Source organism: Mycobacterium fragae, assembly GCF_002102185.1.
Classification (GTDB): Bacteria; Actinomycetota; Actinomycetes; order Mycobacteriales; family Mycobacteriaceae; genus Mycobacterium; species Mycobacterium fragae.
Genome location: NZ_LQOW01000026.1, coordinates 84,369 through 100,253, shown reverse-complemented (window position 1 = coordinate 100,253; position 15,885 = coordinate 84,369). Strand labels below are relative to the sequence as shown.

Genomic DNA, 15,885 nt, shown 5'->3' with positions numbered 1-15,885 from the left:
GCTGCTGTGATCTGATCGGCTTACAGTCCGGCGAAACGCTCTTTGACTTCTTCGACGGTAAGCCCGTAGTCGGCAAGCGAATACGTGTGCTTGGGTGCGCGCGCCCCGGTCTGACTCTCGGCGTGGATGTCCTTCATGGCCTGCCGGGCTTCGTCGGTTAATTCGATGCCGAAGTAGCGGTAGATGGCGGCCACCGTGCCCATCGGGTCGGCGATCAGATCCTTGTAGTCGACGTCGTAGAACTGTGCCGGATCATATTTTGCACGTGCTGTGTTGAACCGCTCCAGTCCACGCGACCAGGTTTCCATTGAGTCAGCGCCGATCTGGGCGCCGACGAACGTCGTCGACCACCCTTCCGCGGTGTGCTGCGCCAACGAGCACATCGAGGCCATGATTGTCTCGACCGGCCGATGGGTCTGCACCACCAACGCGTCCGGATAGGTCGCCATCAACGCATCCAGCGCGAACAGATGGCTGGGATTCTTCAGCACCCAACGCTTTTCGACGTCGTTGAGTCCGATCAGCTGAAGATTCTTGCGGTGCCGCCGATATGACGGCGTCCAGTCTTGGCGGGACAGCCACTGCGAGTAGCTCGGTAGATGCGCCAGCGTCTCGTAGGACACCGAATGCAGCGATTGGCGCAGCAGCTGCCAGCATTCCTCCAGCTCGTATGCGGCCATGAAGTGCAGGCCGGTGTATCCCGGATTCTCTTCGTGGTGCCTGGTGAATTGCGCATCGAGCTGGCGGTACAGCGGGTTCGACTCCCAGGTGTCGCGGGGCGGCCGCGGCTGCGGGAACTCGGCCAGCCACATGTGCAGCCCCTGATGCGCCGGGTCGGCGCCGAGTAGCCGATGCAGCGCTGTTGTGCCTGTGCGCACCAGCCCGGTCACGAAGATCGGCCGTTCGATGACGACGTCGGCGTGCTGCGGGTATTGCTTCCACGCAGCTTCCGACAGCAGCCGCGCCACCAGCGCGCCGCGCAGGAAGAACCGGTTCATCTTGCTGCCCAACACAGTAAGCCCGGCTTCCCGCCGATAAGAGTCCAGCAGGACGCCCAGGGCTTCGCGGTAGTTGTCGTCGTCGCTGCCGAAGTCGTCGAGGCCGATCAGCTTGCTGGCCGATGCGTGCAATTCTTCGACGGTGCCGACATCGGTTCGATCGGCCATCAGGTGTGATACTCCCCGCAGTTGATGTCGAGGGTCTGCCCGGTGATGCCGCTGGACAGGTCGCTGGCCAGGAAAAGAATCGCCGACGCCACCTCGTCCTCGGTGGGCAGCCGTTTGAGGTCGGAGTTCGCCGCAGTGGCCTGGTAGATCTGCTCCACTGTCGTCCCGTACTTGCCGGCCTGGTGCTCGAAGTAGGCCTGCAGCGTGTCGCCCCAGATATACCCGGGCGCAACGGAGTTGACGCGGATGCCCTTTTCGCCGAGCTCTGTTGCCAGCGACTGCGACATGGCCAACAGCGCGGATTTGGCCATCTTGTAAGCCCCGTACTTCGCCTGCGAGTGGCGGATCACCATCGAGTTGACGTTCACGACCGAGCCTTGCGACTCCGCTAATGCAGGGGTGAAGCCCTGAATCAGCCGCAGGGCCCCGAGCGCGCTGAGCTCGATGGCGTCCCGGATGTGCTGAAATGTGGTGCCCGCCAACGGCTTCATCGACGGCACCCGGAACGCGTTGTTGACCAGCACGTCGACCTTGCCGTATGCCTCCAGCGTGGCGTCGACAAGGTTGCTCACCTGAGCGTCGTCGGTGATGTCGGTCCGCACCGCGACCGCCCGTCGCCCGGTATCGATGATCTGCTTGGCGACATCGTCGAGGCGATCGGCACTGCGAGCCGCAAGCACCAGATCGGCACCGTCACGCGCACATCGGTGCGCCAGCGTGGTGCCCAGTCCGGGGCCCACGCCGCTGATCACCACAATTTTGCCGTCCAGCAACCCCGACATCATCACCCCAGCATTCTGTTCGCGATTTGGCTCTGGCGCTGGGCGATTCGCGCACGCCAGGCGTCGTCGGAAATCTTGTTGTCCTGGTAGTACGGCAGGACTGCGGAAACCGTGTCAATATCGACGAGTTCGACAGTGGGCCCGTCTGCCTCGGTGAGCGGACGTGACACCCGCTGCCATCGGAACTGCAGGAATCCGCGGCGATGCCCCAGCGTTTCGACCCAGTTGGTGACCCCGGGGTTCTGGTCGGCGACGACGATGCGGATCTTTCCGTCCGGATCCGCTTGGGCCTGAGTGGCGTTCAGCGAGGTCTGGTGGTTGATGTAGTCCAGCGAGATGTACCACATGCTGCCCAGCTGGAAACCGAGGTAGGGCGCGTCGGTCACCGGCAGCGTGATCACCAGAGCCTGATCGGGTTTGAGCTCGAAATGCCCGGCCGAGGAGTACTGCGTCGCCAGGCCGCCGGGCGTCAGCCGCGGCGCCACCATGGTGTTGACCGGGATGTTGAGGTAGAACCACTGCGGGAACTGCAGCCACGTCTTGACCCGGCTGACAAGTTGTTTTCCCGCTGTGGCGTAACGCTTTTCAATCGTGGCGCGGGTCAGAGGCGGTGGCGCGGTGCCCGCGGTGTCCAGCCGCTGGATAGCCACCGTGCCGCGGCGCTGCGACCAGTCGCCGTAGACCTCGCGGATCACCAGCTGACCTGGCGCAGTCGGCCTGAACCGCCATTCGAAGCTGCCGTCCGCGGCGATCTCGAGTTCACGGTCGTCGAACGCGGCCTGGCTGGCGGGCACGTTGTCGTCGGTGTACTCACCGCCGAGCAGCTGGAAGCTCAGATCGGTGGTGGTGCCGCGGGTGCCGGTGACGAGGTAATCCCGGTCGGGCTGGACCCGACAGCCGAAATAGAGGGTGTCCGGGTTGTCCAAGCCCATCTTGGTGAACGGTCCGGTGCCCGACAGCAGAAATGGGTGATCGCGCTCGTAGTCGAACGCGATGTGCGTGCAGGCGGCCACACAGCCGGCAAGGTATTGCAGTCCTTCGAGCAGGTCGGCTTCGGTCTCGATGTGCGGTGCGGCGGCGACTAGCGCTTCGGCCTCGGCGATCGCGGAGGTGAGGGGGCCAGAGACAGGATCAGCGGACACGCCTTGACGCTAGAACGTGTTCTAATTTTCGTCAATGGGCGAACATTCCGCGTGCCAGCCGCGGCGTTCAAAGACGAGGCCGACTCACTACAGTGCGCACTGCTGCGACAGGTCGATCAGATGCTGCCGCACATCCGGATGCCGGTTCAGGTAATCGATGACGTTGCCGTTACCGCCCTCCGCCTGCGACCTGGCCTGCAGCTGCGCGTGAAGGTCAGGATGGCGCTGCAGGTACTGGTCGATGGAGTTACCGACGGTCTGGTTGCACGGGGGATCCGCGCTAGCCACAGGCAGCGCGATCACCGTCGCGGCGGTCGCAGTGAGTAGCCCGCCGGCGAGCAGGCCGTACAGCCCGCGGCGACGTGGGCCGAATGTCTTGGAAGCGCTCATGCGGCCAGGCTACTCGCGCTAGCTTGTGGTGGCCTGTGTGTGCCGTGCGGCGCCGCTTGAGTGCTCGCGTTTGATTTCCAGCGCGATGTCGATGAGCTGGTCTTCCTGGCCGCCGATCAACTTGCGCTGACCGGCTCGGTGCAGCAGCTCGTGGGCGGGCACGCCGTAGCGTTCGGATTGCCGCACGGCGTGCTTGAGGAAGCTGGAGTACACACCGGAGTAACCCATGATCAGCGCGTTGCGGTCGAGCAGGCATTCGGCCGGCATCGCGGGGCGCACCACGTCCTCGGCGGCGTCGGCGATGTCGAAGAAGTCGATGCCGGTCTTGACGCCGATCTTGTCGAAGACCCCGATCAGCGCCTCGACGGGAGCATTGCCCGCCCCGGCCCCGAACCGGCGCACCGACCCGTCGATCTGCTTGGCGCCCGCCCGGACGGCCTCGACCGAGTTGGCCACCCCCAGGCCGAGGTTCTCATGCCCATGGAACCCGACCTGGGCGTCGTCGCCGAGCTCGGCGACCAGCGCCGCGATCCGGTCGCGCACGCCCTCGAGGACCAGCGCGCCGGCGGAGTCCACCACGTAGACGCATTGGCAGCCGGCGTCGGCCATGATGCGGGCCTGGGCGGCCAGTTTCTCCGGTGGGATGGTGTGCGCCATCATCAAAAACCCGACGGTTTCCAGGCCCAGCTCGCGGGCCAAGCCAAAGTGCTGGATGGACACGTCGGCTTCGGTGCAATGGGTGGCGATCCGGCAGATCGAGCCGCCATTGTCTTGGGCTTCTTTGATGTCCTCTTTGGTGCCGACGCCGGGCAGCATCAAAAACGCGATCTTGGCCTCTTTAGCGGTCTGGGCGGCCAGTTTGATCAGCTCTTGCTCGGGTGTCTTGGAGAACCCGTAGTTGAACGACGATCCGCCCAGCCCGTCGCCGTGGGTCACCTCGATGACCGGCACGCCGGCGGCGTCGAGGGCGGTGACGATGGCGTGGACTTCGTCCTTGGTGAACTGGTGGCGTTTGTGGTGCGAGCCGTCCCGCAGTGAGGTGTCCGTGATGCGGACGTCCCAAATGCCGGTCATCGTGTACCTCCTGCAACCGACAGCGTTTCCTTGGCGATCTCCTCGCCGACCTTGGTGGCCGCCGCAGTCATGATGTCCAGGTTGCCCGCATACGGGGGCAGGTAATCGCCGGCTCCCTCGACCTCGATGAAGGTGGTGACCAGGGCTTGGCCGCCGGAGTTGAGCGACGGCTCGTCGAATTGCGGCTCGTTGAGCAACCGGTAGCCCGGCACGTAGGTCTGCACTTCGGCGACCACGTCGTGGATGGATGTGGCGATCGCGTCGCGGTCGGCGTCGTCGGGGATGGCGCAGAAGATGGTGTCGCGCATGATCATCGGCGGGTCGGCCGGGTTGAGGATGATGATCGCCTTGCCGCGTTGGGCGCCGCCGATGGTCTCCACGCCGCGGGCGGTGGTCTTGGTGAACTCGTCGATGTTGGCCCGGGTGCCCGGGCCGGCCGACACCGATGCGACCGAGGCGACGATCTCGGCGTAGGGCACTTGGACGACCCGGGATACCGCGTAGACGATCGGGATCGTGGCCTGTCCGCCGCAGGTGATCATGTTGACGTTCGGCGCGTCGAGGTGCTCCCTCAGGTTCGCCGGCGGAATCACCGCGGGGCCGACCGCCGCGGGTGTCAGGTCGATGGCCCGGATGCCGGCGTCGGCATATTTCGGCGCTGCCGCTTTGTGCACGTAGGCGCTGGTCGCCTCGAACAGCAGGTCAGGCTTGTCCGGCTGGGCCAGTAGCCAGTCGACGCCTTCATGAGTGGTTTCCAGACCGAGCTTGCGCGCCCGCGCCAGCCCTTCGCTTTCCGGGTCGATGCCGACCATCCAACGCGGCTCCAGCCACTGCGAGCGCCGCAGTTTGTACAGCAGGTCGGTGCTGATATTGCCCGACCCGACGATTGCGACCGAGGCCTTGGACGGCATGAACGCTCCTCTTATTCGAATTATTCGAACGACAACCGGACGGACCCGAGGCCGGCAAAGTCGGCGACGAAATTGTCGCCCGACCTGGCGTCGATGGCCCGGGTGCACGAACCGGGTAGCACGATGTCACCTTTTCGCAGCCGCACACCAAAGCTTTCCACCTTGCGGGCCAGCCACGCCACCGCGGTCACCGGGTTGCCCAACACCGCGTCGCTGCGACCCTTGGCCACCACCTCGCCGTTGCGGGTCAAAACGGCGTCGATCTCTTTGATGTCGACGTCGTTGGGCGACACCCGCGCCGCGCCGAGCACGAAGCCGGCCGATGAGGCATTGTCGGCGATGGTGTCGCACAGCGCGATCTTCCAGTCGGTGATCCTGGTGTCGATGAGCTCGATCGCCGGGACGAACGCTTCCGTCGCCTTGAGCACGTCGTCCTCGGTGCAGTCCGCGCCGGGCAGGTCGTGGGCCAGGACGAAACCGACTTCGACCTCTACCCGCGGATAGAGGTATTTGTCCGCCTTGACCGGAATGTCCTCGAACACCTGCATCTCGTCGAGCAGATGGCCGTAGTCCGGCTCGTCGACGCCCATCATCTGCTGCATCGCCAGCGACGACAGGCCCACCTTGTGCCCCACCACGCGGGCCCCTTCGGCGACCCGCTGACGGATGTTGATCAGCTGGATCTCGTAGGCGTCCACGACGTCGATCTCGGGGTGCGCGGCCGTCAGCGGCGCGATCGGCTGGCGGCTCCGCTCGGCCTGCGCGAGGTCGGCGGCCAGCACATCACGGGTGGCAACCGGGATCATCAGCCGAAGTCCCCTCGTTGGTGTGACCGGGCCAGTAGCGCCCAGCCCTGGCAATTCTATAACGTGTTCTACATGACAGCTCAGGAGTTCGACGTCGTCGTGGTCGGGAGCGGCGGCGCCGGCATGGTCGCTGCGCTGGCCGCCGCTCACCGAGGTCTCTCGACAATAGTCATCGAGAAGGCTGTGCACTATGGCGGCTCCACCGCGCGCTCGGGCGGCGGCGTCTGGATTCCGAACAACGAGGTCCTCAGGCGTGACGGCGTCACGGACACCCCGGAAGCGGCCCGCACTTATCTGCACGGGATCATCGGCGGCATCGTCGAACCGGAACGCATCGACGCCTATCTCGAGCGCGGGCCCGAGATGCTGTCGTTCGTGTTGAAGCACACGCCGCTGAAGATGTGCTGGGTGCCCGGTTACTCCGACTACTATCCCGAGGCCCCGGGCGGGCGGCCCGGCGGGCGTTCCATCGAGCCGAAGCCGTTCAACGCCAAAAAGCTCGGGCCCGATCTGGCCGGGCTGGAGCCGCCGTACGGCAAGGTGCCCCTCAATGTCGTTGTGATGCAACAGGATTACGTGCGACTAAACCAGCTCAAGCGTCATCCCCGGGGTGTGCTGCGCAGCATACGGGTGGGTGCGCGCACGATGTGGGCGAAGGCGACCGGGAAGCATCTCGTCGGCATGGGCCGCGCGCTGATCGGGCCGTTGCGGATCGGTCTGCGACAGGCAGGCGTTCCGGTCCAACTGAACACCGCGCTGACCGATCTATACGTGGAAGGCGGTGCGGTGCGCGGCGTTTACGTCAACGACGGCGAGCTGATCAAGGCTCGGCGCGGGGTGATCCTCGGGTGCGGAGGGTTCGAGCACAACGAGCAGATGCGGGTCAAATACCAGCGTGCGCCGATCACCACCGAGTGGACGGTCGGCGCCAAAGCCAACACCGGCGACGGCATCCTCGCCGCGGAAAAGCTCGGCGCTGCCCTCGACATCATGGAGGACGCCTGGTGGGGCCCGACGGTCCCGCTGGTGGGTGCGCCGTGGTTCGCGTTGTCGGAGCGCAACTCCCCCGGGTCGATCATCGTCAACATGTCGGGCAAGCGATTCATGAACGAATCGATGCCCTACGTCGAGGCGTGCCACCACATGTACGGCGGCGAATTCGGCCAGGGTCCCGGTCCGGGCGAGAACATCCCGGCTTGGCTGGTGTTCGACCAGCGCTATCGGGACCGCTACATCTTCGCGGGATTGCAGCCCGGACAACGCCTTCCGCGTAAGTGGCTGGAATCGGGCGTCATCGTCGAGGCGTCCACTTTGGAGGAGCTGGCCGGGAAGGCCGGACTGCCGGTCGATGAGTTTGTTGCGACTGTGCAGCGGTTCAACGGCTTCGCGCGCTCAGGCGTCGACGAGGACTATCACCGCGGCGAGAGTGCCTATGACCGCTATTACGGCGACCCGACCAACAAGCCCAACCCCAACCTCGGCGAGCTCAGCCACCCGCCGTACTACGCCGCCAAGATGGTGCCCGGCGACCTGGGCACAAAGGGAGGTATCCGCACCGACGTCCATGGCCGCGCATTGCGGGACGACGGCAGCGTCATCGAAGGTCTTTACGCCGCAGGCAATGTCAGCGCTCCGGTGATGGGACATACCTATCCGGGCCCGGGCGGCACCATCGGCCCGGCGATGACGTTCGGCTACCTCGCGGCATTGCACATCGCAGGGGAGGCCTGATATGCCGATCAATGTCGACGCCGCACTCGCCGCCGAGCTGGAGCCGCTCGAATTCTCCTGGAGCAGCAGCGATGTGCAGCTCTACCACTTAGCGCTGGGTGCCGGTGCTGATCCGGTGGATCCTCGCGAGCTGCGCTATCTCGTCGATGACACGCCGCAGGTACTGCCTACATTCGGCAACGTGGCGGCCACCTTTCACGCCACCAAGCCGCCGACCGTCAAGTTTCCCGGCATCGACATCGAGCTGAGCAAGGTCCTGCACGCCAGTGAGCAAGTCACGGCGCCGGCGCCGCTGCCACCGTCTGGCTCCGCCCGGGCCGTCACCCGGTTCACCGATATCTGGGACAAGGGCAAGGCCGCGGTGATCTGGTCGGAGACCACGGTGACGGATTTGGATGGTCACCCGCTGTGGACCCAGCGTCGTTCGATATTCGCCCGCGGCGAGGGCGGTTTCGGCGGTGAGCGTGGGCCTTCAGGGGGCGGGTCGTCGGCGAACCCGCCGGATCGGGCGCCCGATCTCGAACTGGACATGCCCGTGTTGCCGCAACAGGCACTGCTGTACCGGCTCTGCGGCGACCGCAACCCGCTACACTCTGATCCCGAATTCGCCTCCGCCGCAGGCTTTCCGCGTCCCATCCTGCACGGCCTGTGCACCTACGGCATGGCCTGCAAGGCCATCGTCGACGCGCTGCTCGACGCCGACGTCGCCGCCGTCGGCTCCTACGGCGCGCGGTTCGCCGGTGTGGCGTATCCCGGCGAGACGTTACGAGCCGCCGTCTGGAAGGAGGACGGCCGGCTGTTGGCCAGCGTCGTCGCGCCGTCGCGCGAGAACGCCGTGGTGCTCAGCGGCGTCGAGCTGGTCCCCACGTAGTCCCCTTCCCGCCGAGCGGAACGCCATGGCGGCATTTCCCATTAGATTCCGCCGTAGCGTTACAGTCGGCGGCCACGTGCGGCGGCCACGCGGCGTACGACGGTGGCTTGGGTATCTTCCGCTGTCACACGTACGATGATCCAACCTGCCTCTGTCAATGCCTCGAGTCGCCTGACGTCCTTCACGAAATGCCGACGGCTCTTCCAATGGTGGTCCCCCTCGTACTCGGCGGCGACCTTGATGTTCTCCCATCCCGTGTCGACCTCCCCGATCAATACGCCGTATTCGTTGTGAACGGGGATCTGTGTCTGCGGACGGGGAAAGCCCGCACGAATGAGAATGAGCCGCAACCACGTTTCCCGCGGCGATTCCGCACCAGCGTCGACGAGGTCCAGCGCGACGCGGGCGCGCCTGATGCCGCGACGGCCCGTGTAGCGCTCGACAAGGAGGTCGACGTCGGCCAGCTTGAGGTGAGTGGCACGGGCCAGTGAGTCGATAGCCGCGACGGCTTCGTCGACGGGGTACGTGCAGGCGAGGTCGAGGGCGGTGCGCTCGGGCGTCGTGACTCGCATCCCGTCGATGATGCAGATTTCGTCGGGCTCAATTGCCTGCTCCCACACCTCGATGCCGGATACGCGGCGACGGTTGGAGTCGATAATCGCCGCTGGTCGCCATGAGTCGATCCACCGTGCCCCATGCAAGGCGGACGCCGAGTAACCGGCGAGAATTCCGCGACGCCGCGATCGCAACCAGCACGCCTTCGCCCGAAGCACTGGCGTCAGTTCGGCATCTTTGCCAATGTAGATGTCTTGGTGAAGCGCGACGAATCGAGTGCGAAGCTGATGCCGGGTCAGCCTGCCTGCAGCGAGCGCCTCGCTTCCGATGAATGGATCCCCCATGCACATAGTGTGCAACCACGTACTGACAGGGCCGCGACCGTAACGCTAGGGCGGGATTTCTGGCGAGATTTCGCCAGGGCGTTACGCTCGGCGCGAAGGGCGCCAGCTAGCCCAGGATGAGGCCCGACGTGGGGACGCCGGTGCCGGCGGTGACGAGCACATGCTCGACGTCCGGTACCTGGTTCACCGAGGTGCCGCGCAATTGGCGCACGCCCTCGGCGATTCCGTTCATGCCGTGGATGTAGGCCTCGCCGAGCTGCCCGCCATGGGTGTTGATGGGCAGCCGCCCACCGATCTCGATTGCCCCGTCGGCAATGAAGTCCTTCGCCTCGCCCCAGCCGCAGAATCCCAACTCCTCCAACTGGATCAGCGTGAACGGAGTGAAGTGGTCGTAGAGGATGGCGGTCTGGATGTCGGTTGGCTTCAGGCCGGACTGCTCCCAGAGTTGCTTGCCGACCAGCCCCATCTCGGGCAGGCCGTCGAGCTCGGGCCGGTAGTAGCTGACCATCGTGTACTGGTCGGGGCTGGAGCCCTGCGACGCCGCCTGGATGATCACCGGCCGATGCTTGAGGTCCTTCGCGCGCTCCGGCGACGTCACCACGATCGCCACCGCGCCGTCGGTCTCCTGGCAGCAGTCCAGTAGCCGCAGCGGCTCGGCTATCCACCGCGAATTCTGGTGGTCTTCAATGGTTATCGGCTTTTCGTAAAAGTAGGCCTTGGGGTTATTGGCGGCGTGCTTGCGGTCGGCCACCGAGATGGCGCCGAAGTCTCGGCTGCTCGCACCGGAGAGGTGCATGTAGCGCTTGGCGATCATCGCCACTTGCGCGGCCGGCGTGGAAAGGCCGTGCGGGTAGGAGAACGAATTGTCGACACCGGTGGAATCCGCGTTCTCGGTCAACCGGGACTGCACCTGGCCGAATCGCATGCCGGAGCGCTCGTTGAACGCCCGGTACGCCACTACGACATCGGCCACCCCCGTGGCGACGGCCATCGCCGCCTGCTGGACAATCGCGCACGCCGCCCCGCCGCCGTAGTGAATCTTGGAAAAGAACTTCAGCTCACTGATTCCGGCCGCGCGGGCGACGGCGATTTCGGTGTTGCTGTCCATCGTGAACGTGGTGAGCCCGTCGACGTCGGAGGGGCTGAGCCCGGCATCGTCGAGGGCGTCGGCCACCGCCTCGGCCGCCAGCCGGAGCTCGCTGCGGCCAGAGTCCTTGGAGAAGTCGGTGGCACCGATTCCGACGATCGCGGCTTTACCCGATAGCACTACGCACCGCCTATCGTCAGCGTCGCGGTTGCGATGACGTGGTCGCCAAGGCTGTTGCGGCCCACCACTTTCACGGTGATCAGGCCATCTTCGATGGCCGTGACCTCGCCGGAGAATGTCACCGTGTCATAGGCATACCATGGCACGCCCAGCCGCAGCCCGATCGACTTGATGATTGCCGATGGCCCGGCCCAGTCGGTGATGAACCGCTCCACCAACCCCGTGTCGGTGAGAATGTTGACGAAGATGTCCTTGGATCCCTTCGCCTGCGCCTTGTCCCGGTCGTGGTGCACATCCTGGTAGTCACGCGTTGCGATCGCCGTCGACACGATGAACGTCGGATCGCCGTAGAGCTTGAGTTCGGGCAGCACTGTGCCCACTTCGACAACCGGTGCGCTCATGCGTCGGGCTCCCAGGCATACAGCGTCCAGGCCGGCCCGGCGTCACTCTCGGGAAAGTCGAGATAGGTTGCGCGTACAGCCATTCCGATCTGCACACTTGCGGGATCGGCCCCCCGCAACTCGCCGAGCATCCGGACACCCTCCTCGAGTTCGACCAGCGCGATGACGAACGGCAGGGTCCGTCCGGGCACCTTCGGTGCGTGGTGCACCACAAAGCTGAACACGGTCCCCTTGCCGCTGGCCACGATGTAGTCGATCGGCGCGTCTTTGTCCTGCCACACGGCGGGCACCGGCGGGTGCTGCAGGCTGCCGTCGACGCGTTTCTGAATCCGCAATTCGTGTGCGTTCACACCGTCCCAGAAGAATTGGGTGTCCTTCGACGACGAGGGGCGCATCATCGCTGCCGGATCGAGGTCGTCCGGCACTGCCGGCTTCTCGCCCTCACGCGGCCGGAACTTGAGGATCCGCCAATTCATTTCGGCGACGTCCTCGTCACCCACCTGCCAGGTGATGTGCTGGTTGATGAAATACCCTTCGCCCAGCGCGGTCTGCTTGGGGCCGACCACATCGGTCAGCTCGGCGCTGACGCTGACCTCCTCGCCCGGCTGCAGATACCGGTGATAGGTCTGCTCGCAGTTGGTGGCGACCACACCGATATAGCCGGCGTCGTCGAACAGCCGGATGATGGGTCCCAGCGGGTCGTCGTCGGGGCGGACTCCGCCGAGCCCCATCATCGTCCATACCTGAATCATGGCCGGTGGCGCGACGATTCCGGGATGCCCCGCCGCCCGAGCGGCCGCCTCGTCGACGTAGATCGGGTTCTTGTCACCCATCGCGTCGACCCAGTGATGAATCATCGGCCGATTCACCGGATCCCGGCCGGCGCGCGACTTGCTCTTGCCCGCTGCCTTGACCTGTGCCACCTTTTCCTGGATGGCGTGCATGTCGGTCATCGAGGCACCCTCGGAACTTTCAGGCCCGACGCGGCGATCATCTCGCGCATGACTTCGTTGACGCCACCACCGAACGTGATCACGAGGTTGCGCTTGGTTTGCGAGTCCAGCCACTCCAGCAGCTCAGCGGTGTCCGGCTCGGCGGGATTACCGTACTTGCCGACGATCTCCTCGGCGAGCCGACCGACATACTGAACTCGTTCGGTACCAAATACTTTCGTCGCAGCGGCATCGGCCACGTTGATGTCCTCGCCTGCCGCCGCCACCTGCCAGTTCAGCAATTCGTTGATCCGCCAGATCGAATGGATCTCGCCAAGCGCTCGCTTGACGTCGTCGTGGTCGATCGGTGTGACGCCGTCGCCGCCCGGCTTGGACGCCCACGCGTGCACGCGATCGTAGATGCCGGCGAACCGACCTGCCGGACCGAGCATCACCCGCTCGTTGTTGAGCTGGGTGGTGATCAGCCTCCATCCACCGTTCTCCTCGCCGACCAGCATGTCGGCGGGCACGCGGACGTCGTTGTAGTAGGTGGCATTCGTGTGGTGGGCCCCGTCGGACAGGATGATCGGTGTCCAGGAGTAACCGGGATCCTTGGTGTCGACAATGAGGATCGAAATCCCCTTGTGCTTAACAGCATCCGGGTCCGTGCGGCAGGCCAACCAGATGTAGTCGGCATCGTGGGCACCCGTGGTGAAGATCTTCTGCCCGTTGACGATGTACTCGTCGCCGTGTCGAACGGCGGTGGTGCGCAACGATGCAAGATCGGTTCCGGCCTCCGGCTCGGTGTAGCCGATCGCGAAGTGGACTTCGCCGGCCAGGATGGCCGGCAGGAACTTCTTCTTCTGCATCTCGCTGCCGAAAACCTGCAGTGTGGGGCCTACTGTCTGCAGCGTCACGGCGGGCAACGGCACATCGGCCCGATGGGCTTCGTTGACGAAGATCTGCTGCTCGATCGGACCGAAACCGTGGCCGCCGAACTCCTTTGGCCAGCCAACACCGAGCTTGCCGTCGCGGCCCATCCGGCGGATCACCGCGCGATAGGCCTTGCCGTGCCGGTCGGCCTCCATCTCCTTGCGCTCTTCGGGCGAGATCAGATTCGAGAAGTATTGCCGCACTTCGGCTTGCAGCTGGCGCTGCTCCGGAGTCAGGTCGATGAACATTGCGCTCCTACCAGATCCAGGCGATGAGAAGGCCCGCCCAGCAGCCTGGCCAGGTCCTTGATCGTGGAGTAGTACCGCGGCATCGGATAGGTGATGTCCATGCCCATTCCGCCGTGCAGGTGGTGGCAAGTCTGCATCGCGGGCGGCGCCTGCGAGGCAATCCAGTAGCCGAGCACATCCAGATCCTGGTCGGCGTCACGTCCCTCGGCAAGCCTCCAGATCACCGACGTCGCCGCCAAATCGATGGTCCGCGACGCGATGTAGACCTCGGCAAGCTGCGCGGCGACGGTCTGGAAGGTCGACAGCGGCTTGCCGAACTGGTGTCTGTTGGCCACGTAATCGGCGGTCAACCGCAGCGCACCGGCGACCAGGCCGGCCGCGTAGGCGCCGACGGCCGCCAACGCCAGTTGGTTGACACGGTGCGCGGTCGCTCCCGTCAGCACACTGTCGACCTCCGCATCGCTGAACGTCGCCACATACTCGTCGGATCCGTTGGAAGTCGGTGTCTTCGTCAGGTGTACGCCGTCGGCCTTGGGTGACACCACGACGACGGCGCTGTCGGTGGTCACCACCATCCACTCCGCCTTCTCGGCATAGCCGACACCGATTTTGTTGCCGGACAGCCGATTGTGCGCCAAGGTCGTCGCGGGTCGCGGCGGCAACGCCGTGCCGGGTTCGTTCAGCGCGGCGGTGAGCACCGAACCCTTGCCCAGGCCGGCGAGGTAGCGGTCCTGCTGGTCGTCGGAGGCCAGGTCCAGCAACGGCAGCGCACCGAAACCGAGAGTGGCCAGTGCGGGGCCGACGAAGCCGTGGCGACCGATCTCGGTCAGCGCCGTCGCCACCTCGGGCAGGCCGACGCCGTCACCGCCCAACCGCTCCGGTACCGGCAGCGCCGTCACTCCGCCGGAAACCAGCGCCTCCCACGTACTGTCTCGGTCCAAGACCGATGTGACGACATCGGCGACAGCCTGCTGCGCCGGGTCCGGCGTGAAGTCCATCAGTGGTCCACCGGGCACTTGCCGGTGTAGTCCACCTGCCAGTGTTTGATGCCGTTGAGCCACCCGGACCGCAGCCGCTCAGGCTTCGAAATCGGTTTGAGGTCCGGCATATTGTCGGCGACCGCGTTGAAGATCAGGTTGATCGTCATCTTCGCCAGGTTGGCACCGATGCAGTAGTGGGCGCCGGTGCCGCCGAACCCGACGTGTGGGTTGGGGTCGCGCAGAATGTTGAACGTGTACGGGTCCTCGAAGACCTCTTCGTCGAAGTTGGCCGAGCGGTAGAACATCACCACCCGCTGGCCCTTCTTGATCTGCACGCCCGACAATTCGTAGTCCTCCAGCGCGGTGCGCTGGAAACAGGTGACGGGGGTGGCCCAGCGCACGATCTCGTCGGCGGCGGTCTCCGGGCGTTCCTTTTTGTAGAGCTCCCACTGATCGGGGTGGTCGGCGAACGCCATCATGCCCTGGGTGATGGAGTTGCGGGTGGTCTCGTTGCCCGCGACCGCGAGCATCACCACGAAGAAGCCGAACTCGTCGTCGGAGAGCTTCTCGCCTTCGATGTCGGCCTCGATCAGCTGCGTCACGATGTCGTCGCCGGGGTTTTTGGCCTTCTCCTCGGCCATCTTCATCGCGTACATGATCAGCTCGGCCGAGCTCGCCTTGGGGTCGATGTCGGCGTACTCGGGGTCGTCGTTGCCGGTCATTTCGTTGGACCAACGGAACAGCTTGTCGCGGTCCTCCTGGGGCACACCCAGCAAACCCGCGATCGCCTGCAGCGGCAACTCACAGGACACCTGCTCGACGAAGTCGCCGGAACCCGCGGCGGCCGCGGCTTTGGCGATCTTCTGCGCGCGCTCGTGGAGCTCGTCGCGCAGCCGTTCCACAGCGCGCGGCGTGAAACCGCGGGAGATGATCTTGCGCAGCCTGGTGTGATGCGGGGCGTCCATGTTCAGCATCACGTACCGTTGGACCTCGATGTCCTCGCGGGCGATGTCGTTGTTGAACCGCGGGATCACCCCGTTCTCGTAACTGGAGAAGACGTCGCTGCGCCGCGATATCTCCTTGACGTCGTTGAGTTTGGTGATCGCCCAGAAGCCGCCGTCGTGGAAGCCGCCGCCGTTACCCGGGGCCTGCGCGTTCCACCAGATCGGCGCTGAGCTGCGCAGTTCGGCGAACTCCTCCATCGGCAGCCGCTCGGTGTAGATGTCGGGGTCAGTGAAGTCGAACCCGGGGGGTATGTTGGGGGCCCTATTCGAAGTGGGCATCAGTCCGCTCCTCAATGCAACGTGTTCTAGTGCCAGTAAAACATGGCTCCACCGCAGACAAAAGGCGCT

The 15,885-nt window shown here is 65.1% G+C and carries 16 protein-coding genes; 2 read left to right on the top strand and 14 right to left on the bottom strand.

Going from position 1 to position 15,885, the window contains the following annotated elements; translation table 11 throughout:
• Window positions 1-20: 20 nt before the first annotated feature.
• The 7 genes from AWC06_RS14865 to AWC06_RS14835 form a co-directional block, all read right to left on the bottom strand.
• A complete protein-coding gene (locus tag AWC06_RS14865) occupies window positions 21-1,166 on the bottom strand; it encodes a sulfotransferase family protein (RefSeq protein WP_085198762.1) in 1,146 nt (381 codons plus the stop codon).
• Window positions 1,166-1,948, bottom strand: coding sequence for an SDR family oxidoreductase (locus AWC06_RS14860; RefSeq protein WP_085199022.1), 783 nt, complete (start codon window positions 1,946-1,948; stop codon window positions 1,166-1,168). The genes AWC06_RS14865 and AWC06_RS14860 overlap by 1 nt, the downstream gene beginning before the upstream one ends.
• A gap of 2 nt (window positions 1,949-1,950) precedes the next feature.
• Complete coding sequence (locus AWC06_RS14855; protein WP_085198761.1) at window positions 1,951-3,090, bottom strand: hypothetical protein; 1,140 nt, start codon at window positions 3,088-3,090, stop codon at window positions 1,951-1,953.
• Between the two features lie 87 nt (window positions 3,091-3,177).
• Window positions 3,178-3,480, bottom strand: a complete 303-nt coding sequence (locus tag AWC06_RS14850) for a hypothetical protein (protein WP_085198760.1) — start codon at window positions 3,478-3,480, stop codon at window positions 3,178-3,180.
• An 18-nt stretch (window positions 3,481-3,498) separates the two neighbouring features.
• The gene (gene dmpG, locus AWC06_RS14845) at window positions 3,499-4,554 is read right to left on the bottom strand and encodes a 4-hydroxy-2-oxovalerate aldolase (protein ID WP_085198759.1); all 1,056 of its coding nucleotides are present in this window, start codon (window positions 4,552-4,554) and stop codon (window positions 3,499-3,501) included.
• Window positions 4,551-5,465: an acetaldehyde dehydrogenase (acetylating) gene (locus AWC06_RS14840; protein WP_085198758.1), complete on the bottom strand. Its 915-nt coding sequence runs from the start codon at window positions 5,463-5,465 to the stop codon at window positions 4,551-4,553. Before AWC06_RS14840 ends, dmpG begins: the two co-directional genes overlap by 4 nt.
• Window positions 5,466-5,485: 20 nt before the next feature.
• Window positions 5,486-6,271, bottom strand: coding sequence for a 2-keto-4-pentenoate hydratase (locus AWC06_RS14835; protein WP_085198757.1), 786 nt, complete (start codon window positions 6,269-6,271; stop codon window positions 5,486-5,488).
• Between the two features lie 72 nt (window positions 6,272-6,343).
• Here AWC06_RS14835 and kstD point away from each other — a divergent pair, with 72 nt between their 5' ends.
• Window positions 6,344-8,002 (top strand): 3-oxosteroid 1-dehydrogenase, encoded by a 1,659-nt coding sequence (gene kstD / locus AWC06_RS14830; protein WP_085199021.1) that lies wholly within the window; start codon window positions 6,344-6,346, stop codon window positions 8,000-8,002.
• Between the two features lies 1 nt (window position 8,003).
• Window positions 8,004-8,873 carry a MaoC family dehydratase gene (locus tag AWC06_RS14825; protein WP_085198756.1) on the top strand — a complete coding sequence of 290 codons (870 nt, stop codon included), beginning with the start codon at window positions 8,004-8,006 and terminating at the stop codon, window positions 8,871-8,873.
• Between the two features lie 59 nt (window positions 8,874-8,932).
• On the opposite strand, the gene AWC06_RS14820 is transcribed toward AWC06_RS14825, so the two are convergent.
• The 7 genes from AWC06_RS14820 to AWC06_RS14790 form a co-directional block, all read right to left on the bottom strand.
• Entirely contained in the window at window positions 8,933-9,772 is an 840-nt protein-coding gene (locus tag AWC06_RS14820) for a hypothetical protein (protein WP_085198755.1), read from the bottom strand.
• Between the two features lie 106 nt (window positions 9,773-9,878).
• On the bottom strand, window positions 9,879-11,039 hold the full coding sequence (locus tag AWC06_RS14815) for a lipid-transfer protein (protein WP_085198754.1): 1,161 nt from the start codon (window positions 11,037-11,039) through the stop codon (window positions 9,879-9,881).
• Window positions 11,039-11,440: a MaoC family dehydratase gene (locus AWC06_RS14810; RefSeq protein WP_085198753.1), complete on the bottom strand. Its 402-nt coding sequence runs from the start codon at window positions 11,438-11,440 to the stop codon at window positions 11,039-11,041. The genes AWC06_RS14815 and AWC06_RS14810 overlap by 1 nt, the downstream gene beginning before the upstream one ends.
• The gene (locus AWC06_RS14805; protein ID WP_085198752.1) at window positions 11,437-12,393 is read right to left on the bottom strand and encodes a bifunctional MaoC family dehydratase N-terminal/OB-fold nucleic acid binding domain-containing protein; all 957 of its coding nucleotides are present in this window, start codon (window positions 12,391-12,393) and stop codon (window positions 11,437-11,439) included. The genes AWC06_RS14810 and AWC06_RS14805 overlap by 4 nt, the downstream gene beginning before the upstream one ends.
• Window positions 12,390-13,553, bottom strand: coding sequence for an acyl-CoA dehydrogenase FadE29 (gene fadE29 / locus AWC06_RS14800; protein WP_085198751.1), 1,164 nt, complete (start codon window positions 13,551-13,553; stop codon window positions 12,390-12,392). The genes AWC06_RS14805 and fadE29 overlap by 4 nt, the downstream gene beginning before the upstream one ends.
• Window positions 13,538-14,551: an acyl-CoA dehydrogenase family protein gene (locus tag AWC06_RS14795; RefSeq protein WP_085198750.1), complete on the bottom strand. Its 1,014-nt coding sequence runs from the start codon at window positions 14,549-14,551 to the stop codon at window positions 13,538-13,540. The genes fadE29 and AWC06_RS14795 overlap by 16 nt, the downstream gene beginning before the upstream one ends.
• Window positions 14,551-15,816, bottom strand: a complete 1,266-nt coding sequence (locus AWC06_RS14790; protein WP_085198749.1) for a cytochrome P450 — start codon at window positions 15,814-15,816, stop codon at window positions 14,551-14,553. The genes AWC06_RS14795 and AWC06_RS14790 overlap by 1 nt, the downstream gene beginning before the upstream one ends.
• Window positions 15,817-15,885: the final 69 nt, after the last annotated feature.

What these genes read in the sequence shown, in the direction of transcription:
- AWC06_RS14825 (WP_085198756.1), top strand. Translation starts at nt 8,004, where the DNA reads ATGCCGATCAATGTCGACGCCGCACTCGCCGCCGAGCTGGAGCCGCTC.
- AWC06_RS14860 (WP_085199022.1), bottom strand. Translation starts at nt 1,948, where the DNA reads ATGTCGGGGTTGCTGGACGGCAAAATTGTGGTGATCAGCGGCGTGGGC.
- AWC06_RS14820 (WP_085198755.1), bottom strand. Translation starts at nt 9,772, where the DNA reads ATGGGGGATCCATTCATCGGAAGCGAGGCGCTCGCTGCAGGCAGGCTG.
- AWC06_RS14835 (WP_085198757.1), bottom strand. Translation starts at nt 6,271, where the DNA reads ATGATCCCGGTTGCCACCCGTGATGTGCTGGCCGCCGACCTCGCGCAG.
- AWC06_RS14840 (WP_085198758.1), bottom strand. Translation starts at nt 5,465, where the DNA reads ATGCCGTCCAAGGCCTCGGTCGCAATCGTCGGGTCGGGCAATATCAGC.
- AWC06_RS14790 (WP_085198749.1), bottom strand. Translation starts at nt 15,816, where the DNA reads ATGCCCACTTCGAATAGGGCCCCCAACATACCCCCCGGGTTCGACTTC.
- AWC06_RS14865 (WP_085198762.1), bottom strand. Translation starts at nt 1,166, where the DNA reads ATGGCCGATCGAACCGATGTCGGCACCGTCGAAGAATTGCACGCATCG.
- dmpG (WP_085198759.1), bottom strand. Translation starts at nt 4,554, where the DNA reads ATGACCGGCATTTGGGACGTCCGCATCACGGACACCTCACTGCGGGAC.
- AWC06_RS14810 (WP_085198753.1), bottom strand. Translation starts at nt 11,440, where the DNA reads ATGAGCGCACCGGTTGTCGAAGTGGGCACAGTGCTGCCCGAACTCAAG.
- AWC06_RS14805 (WP_085198752.1), bottom strand. Translation starts at nt 12,393, where the DNA reads ATGACCGACATGCACGCCATCCAGGAAAAGGTGGCACAGGTCAAGGCA.
- kstD (WP_085199021.1), top strand. Translation starts at nt 6,344, where the DNA reads ATGACAGCTCAGGAGTTCGACGTCGTCGTGGTCGGGAGCGGCGGCGCC.
- fadE29 (WP_085198751.1), bottom strand. Translation starts at nt 13,553, where the DNA reads ATGTTCATCGACCTGACTCCGGAGCAGCGCCAGCTGCAAGCCGAAGTG.
- AWC06_RS14795 (WP_085198750.1), bottom strand. Translation starts at nt 14,551, where the DNA reads ATGGACTTCACGCCGGACCCGGCGCAGCAGGCTGTCGCCGATGTCGTC.
- AWC06_RS14850 (WP_085198760.1), bottom strand. Translation starts at nt 3,480, where the DNA reads ATGAGCGCTTCCAAGACATTCGGCCCACGTCGCCGCGGGCTGTACGGC.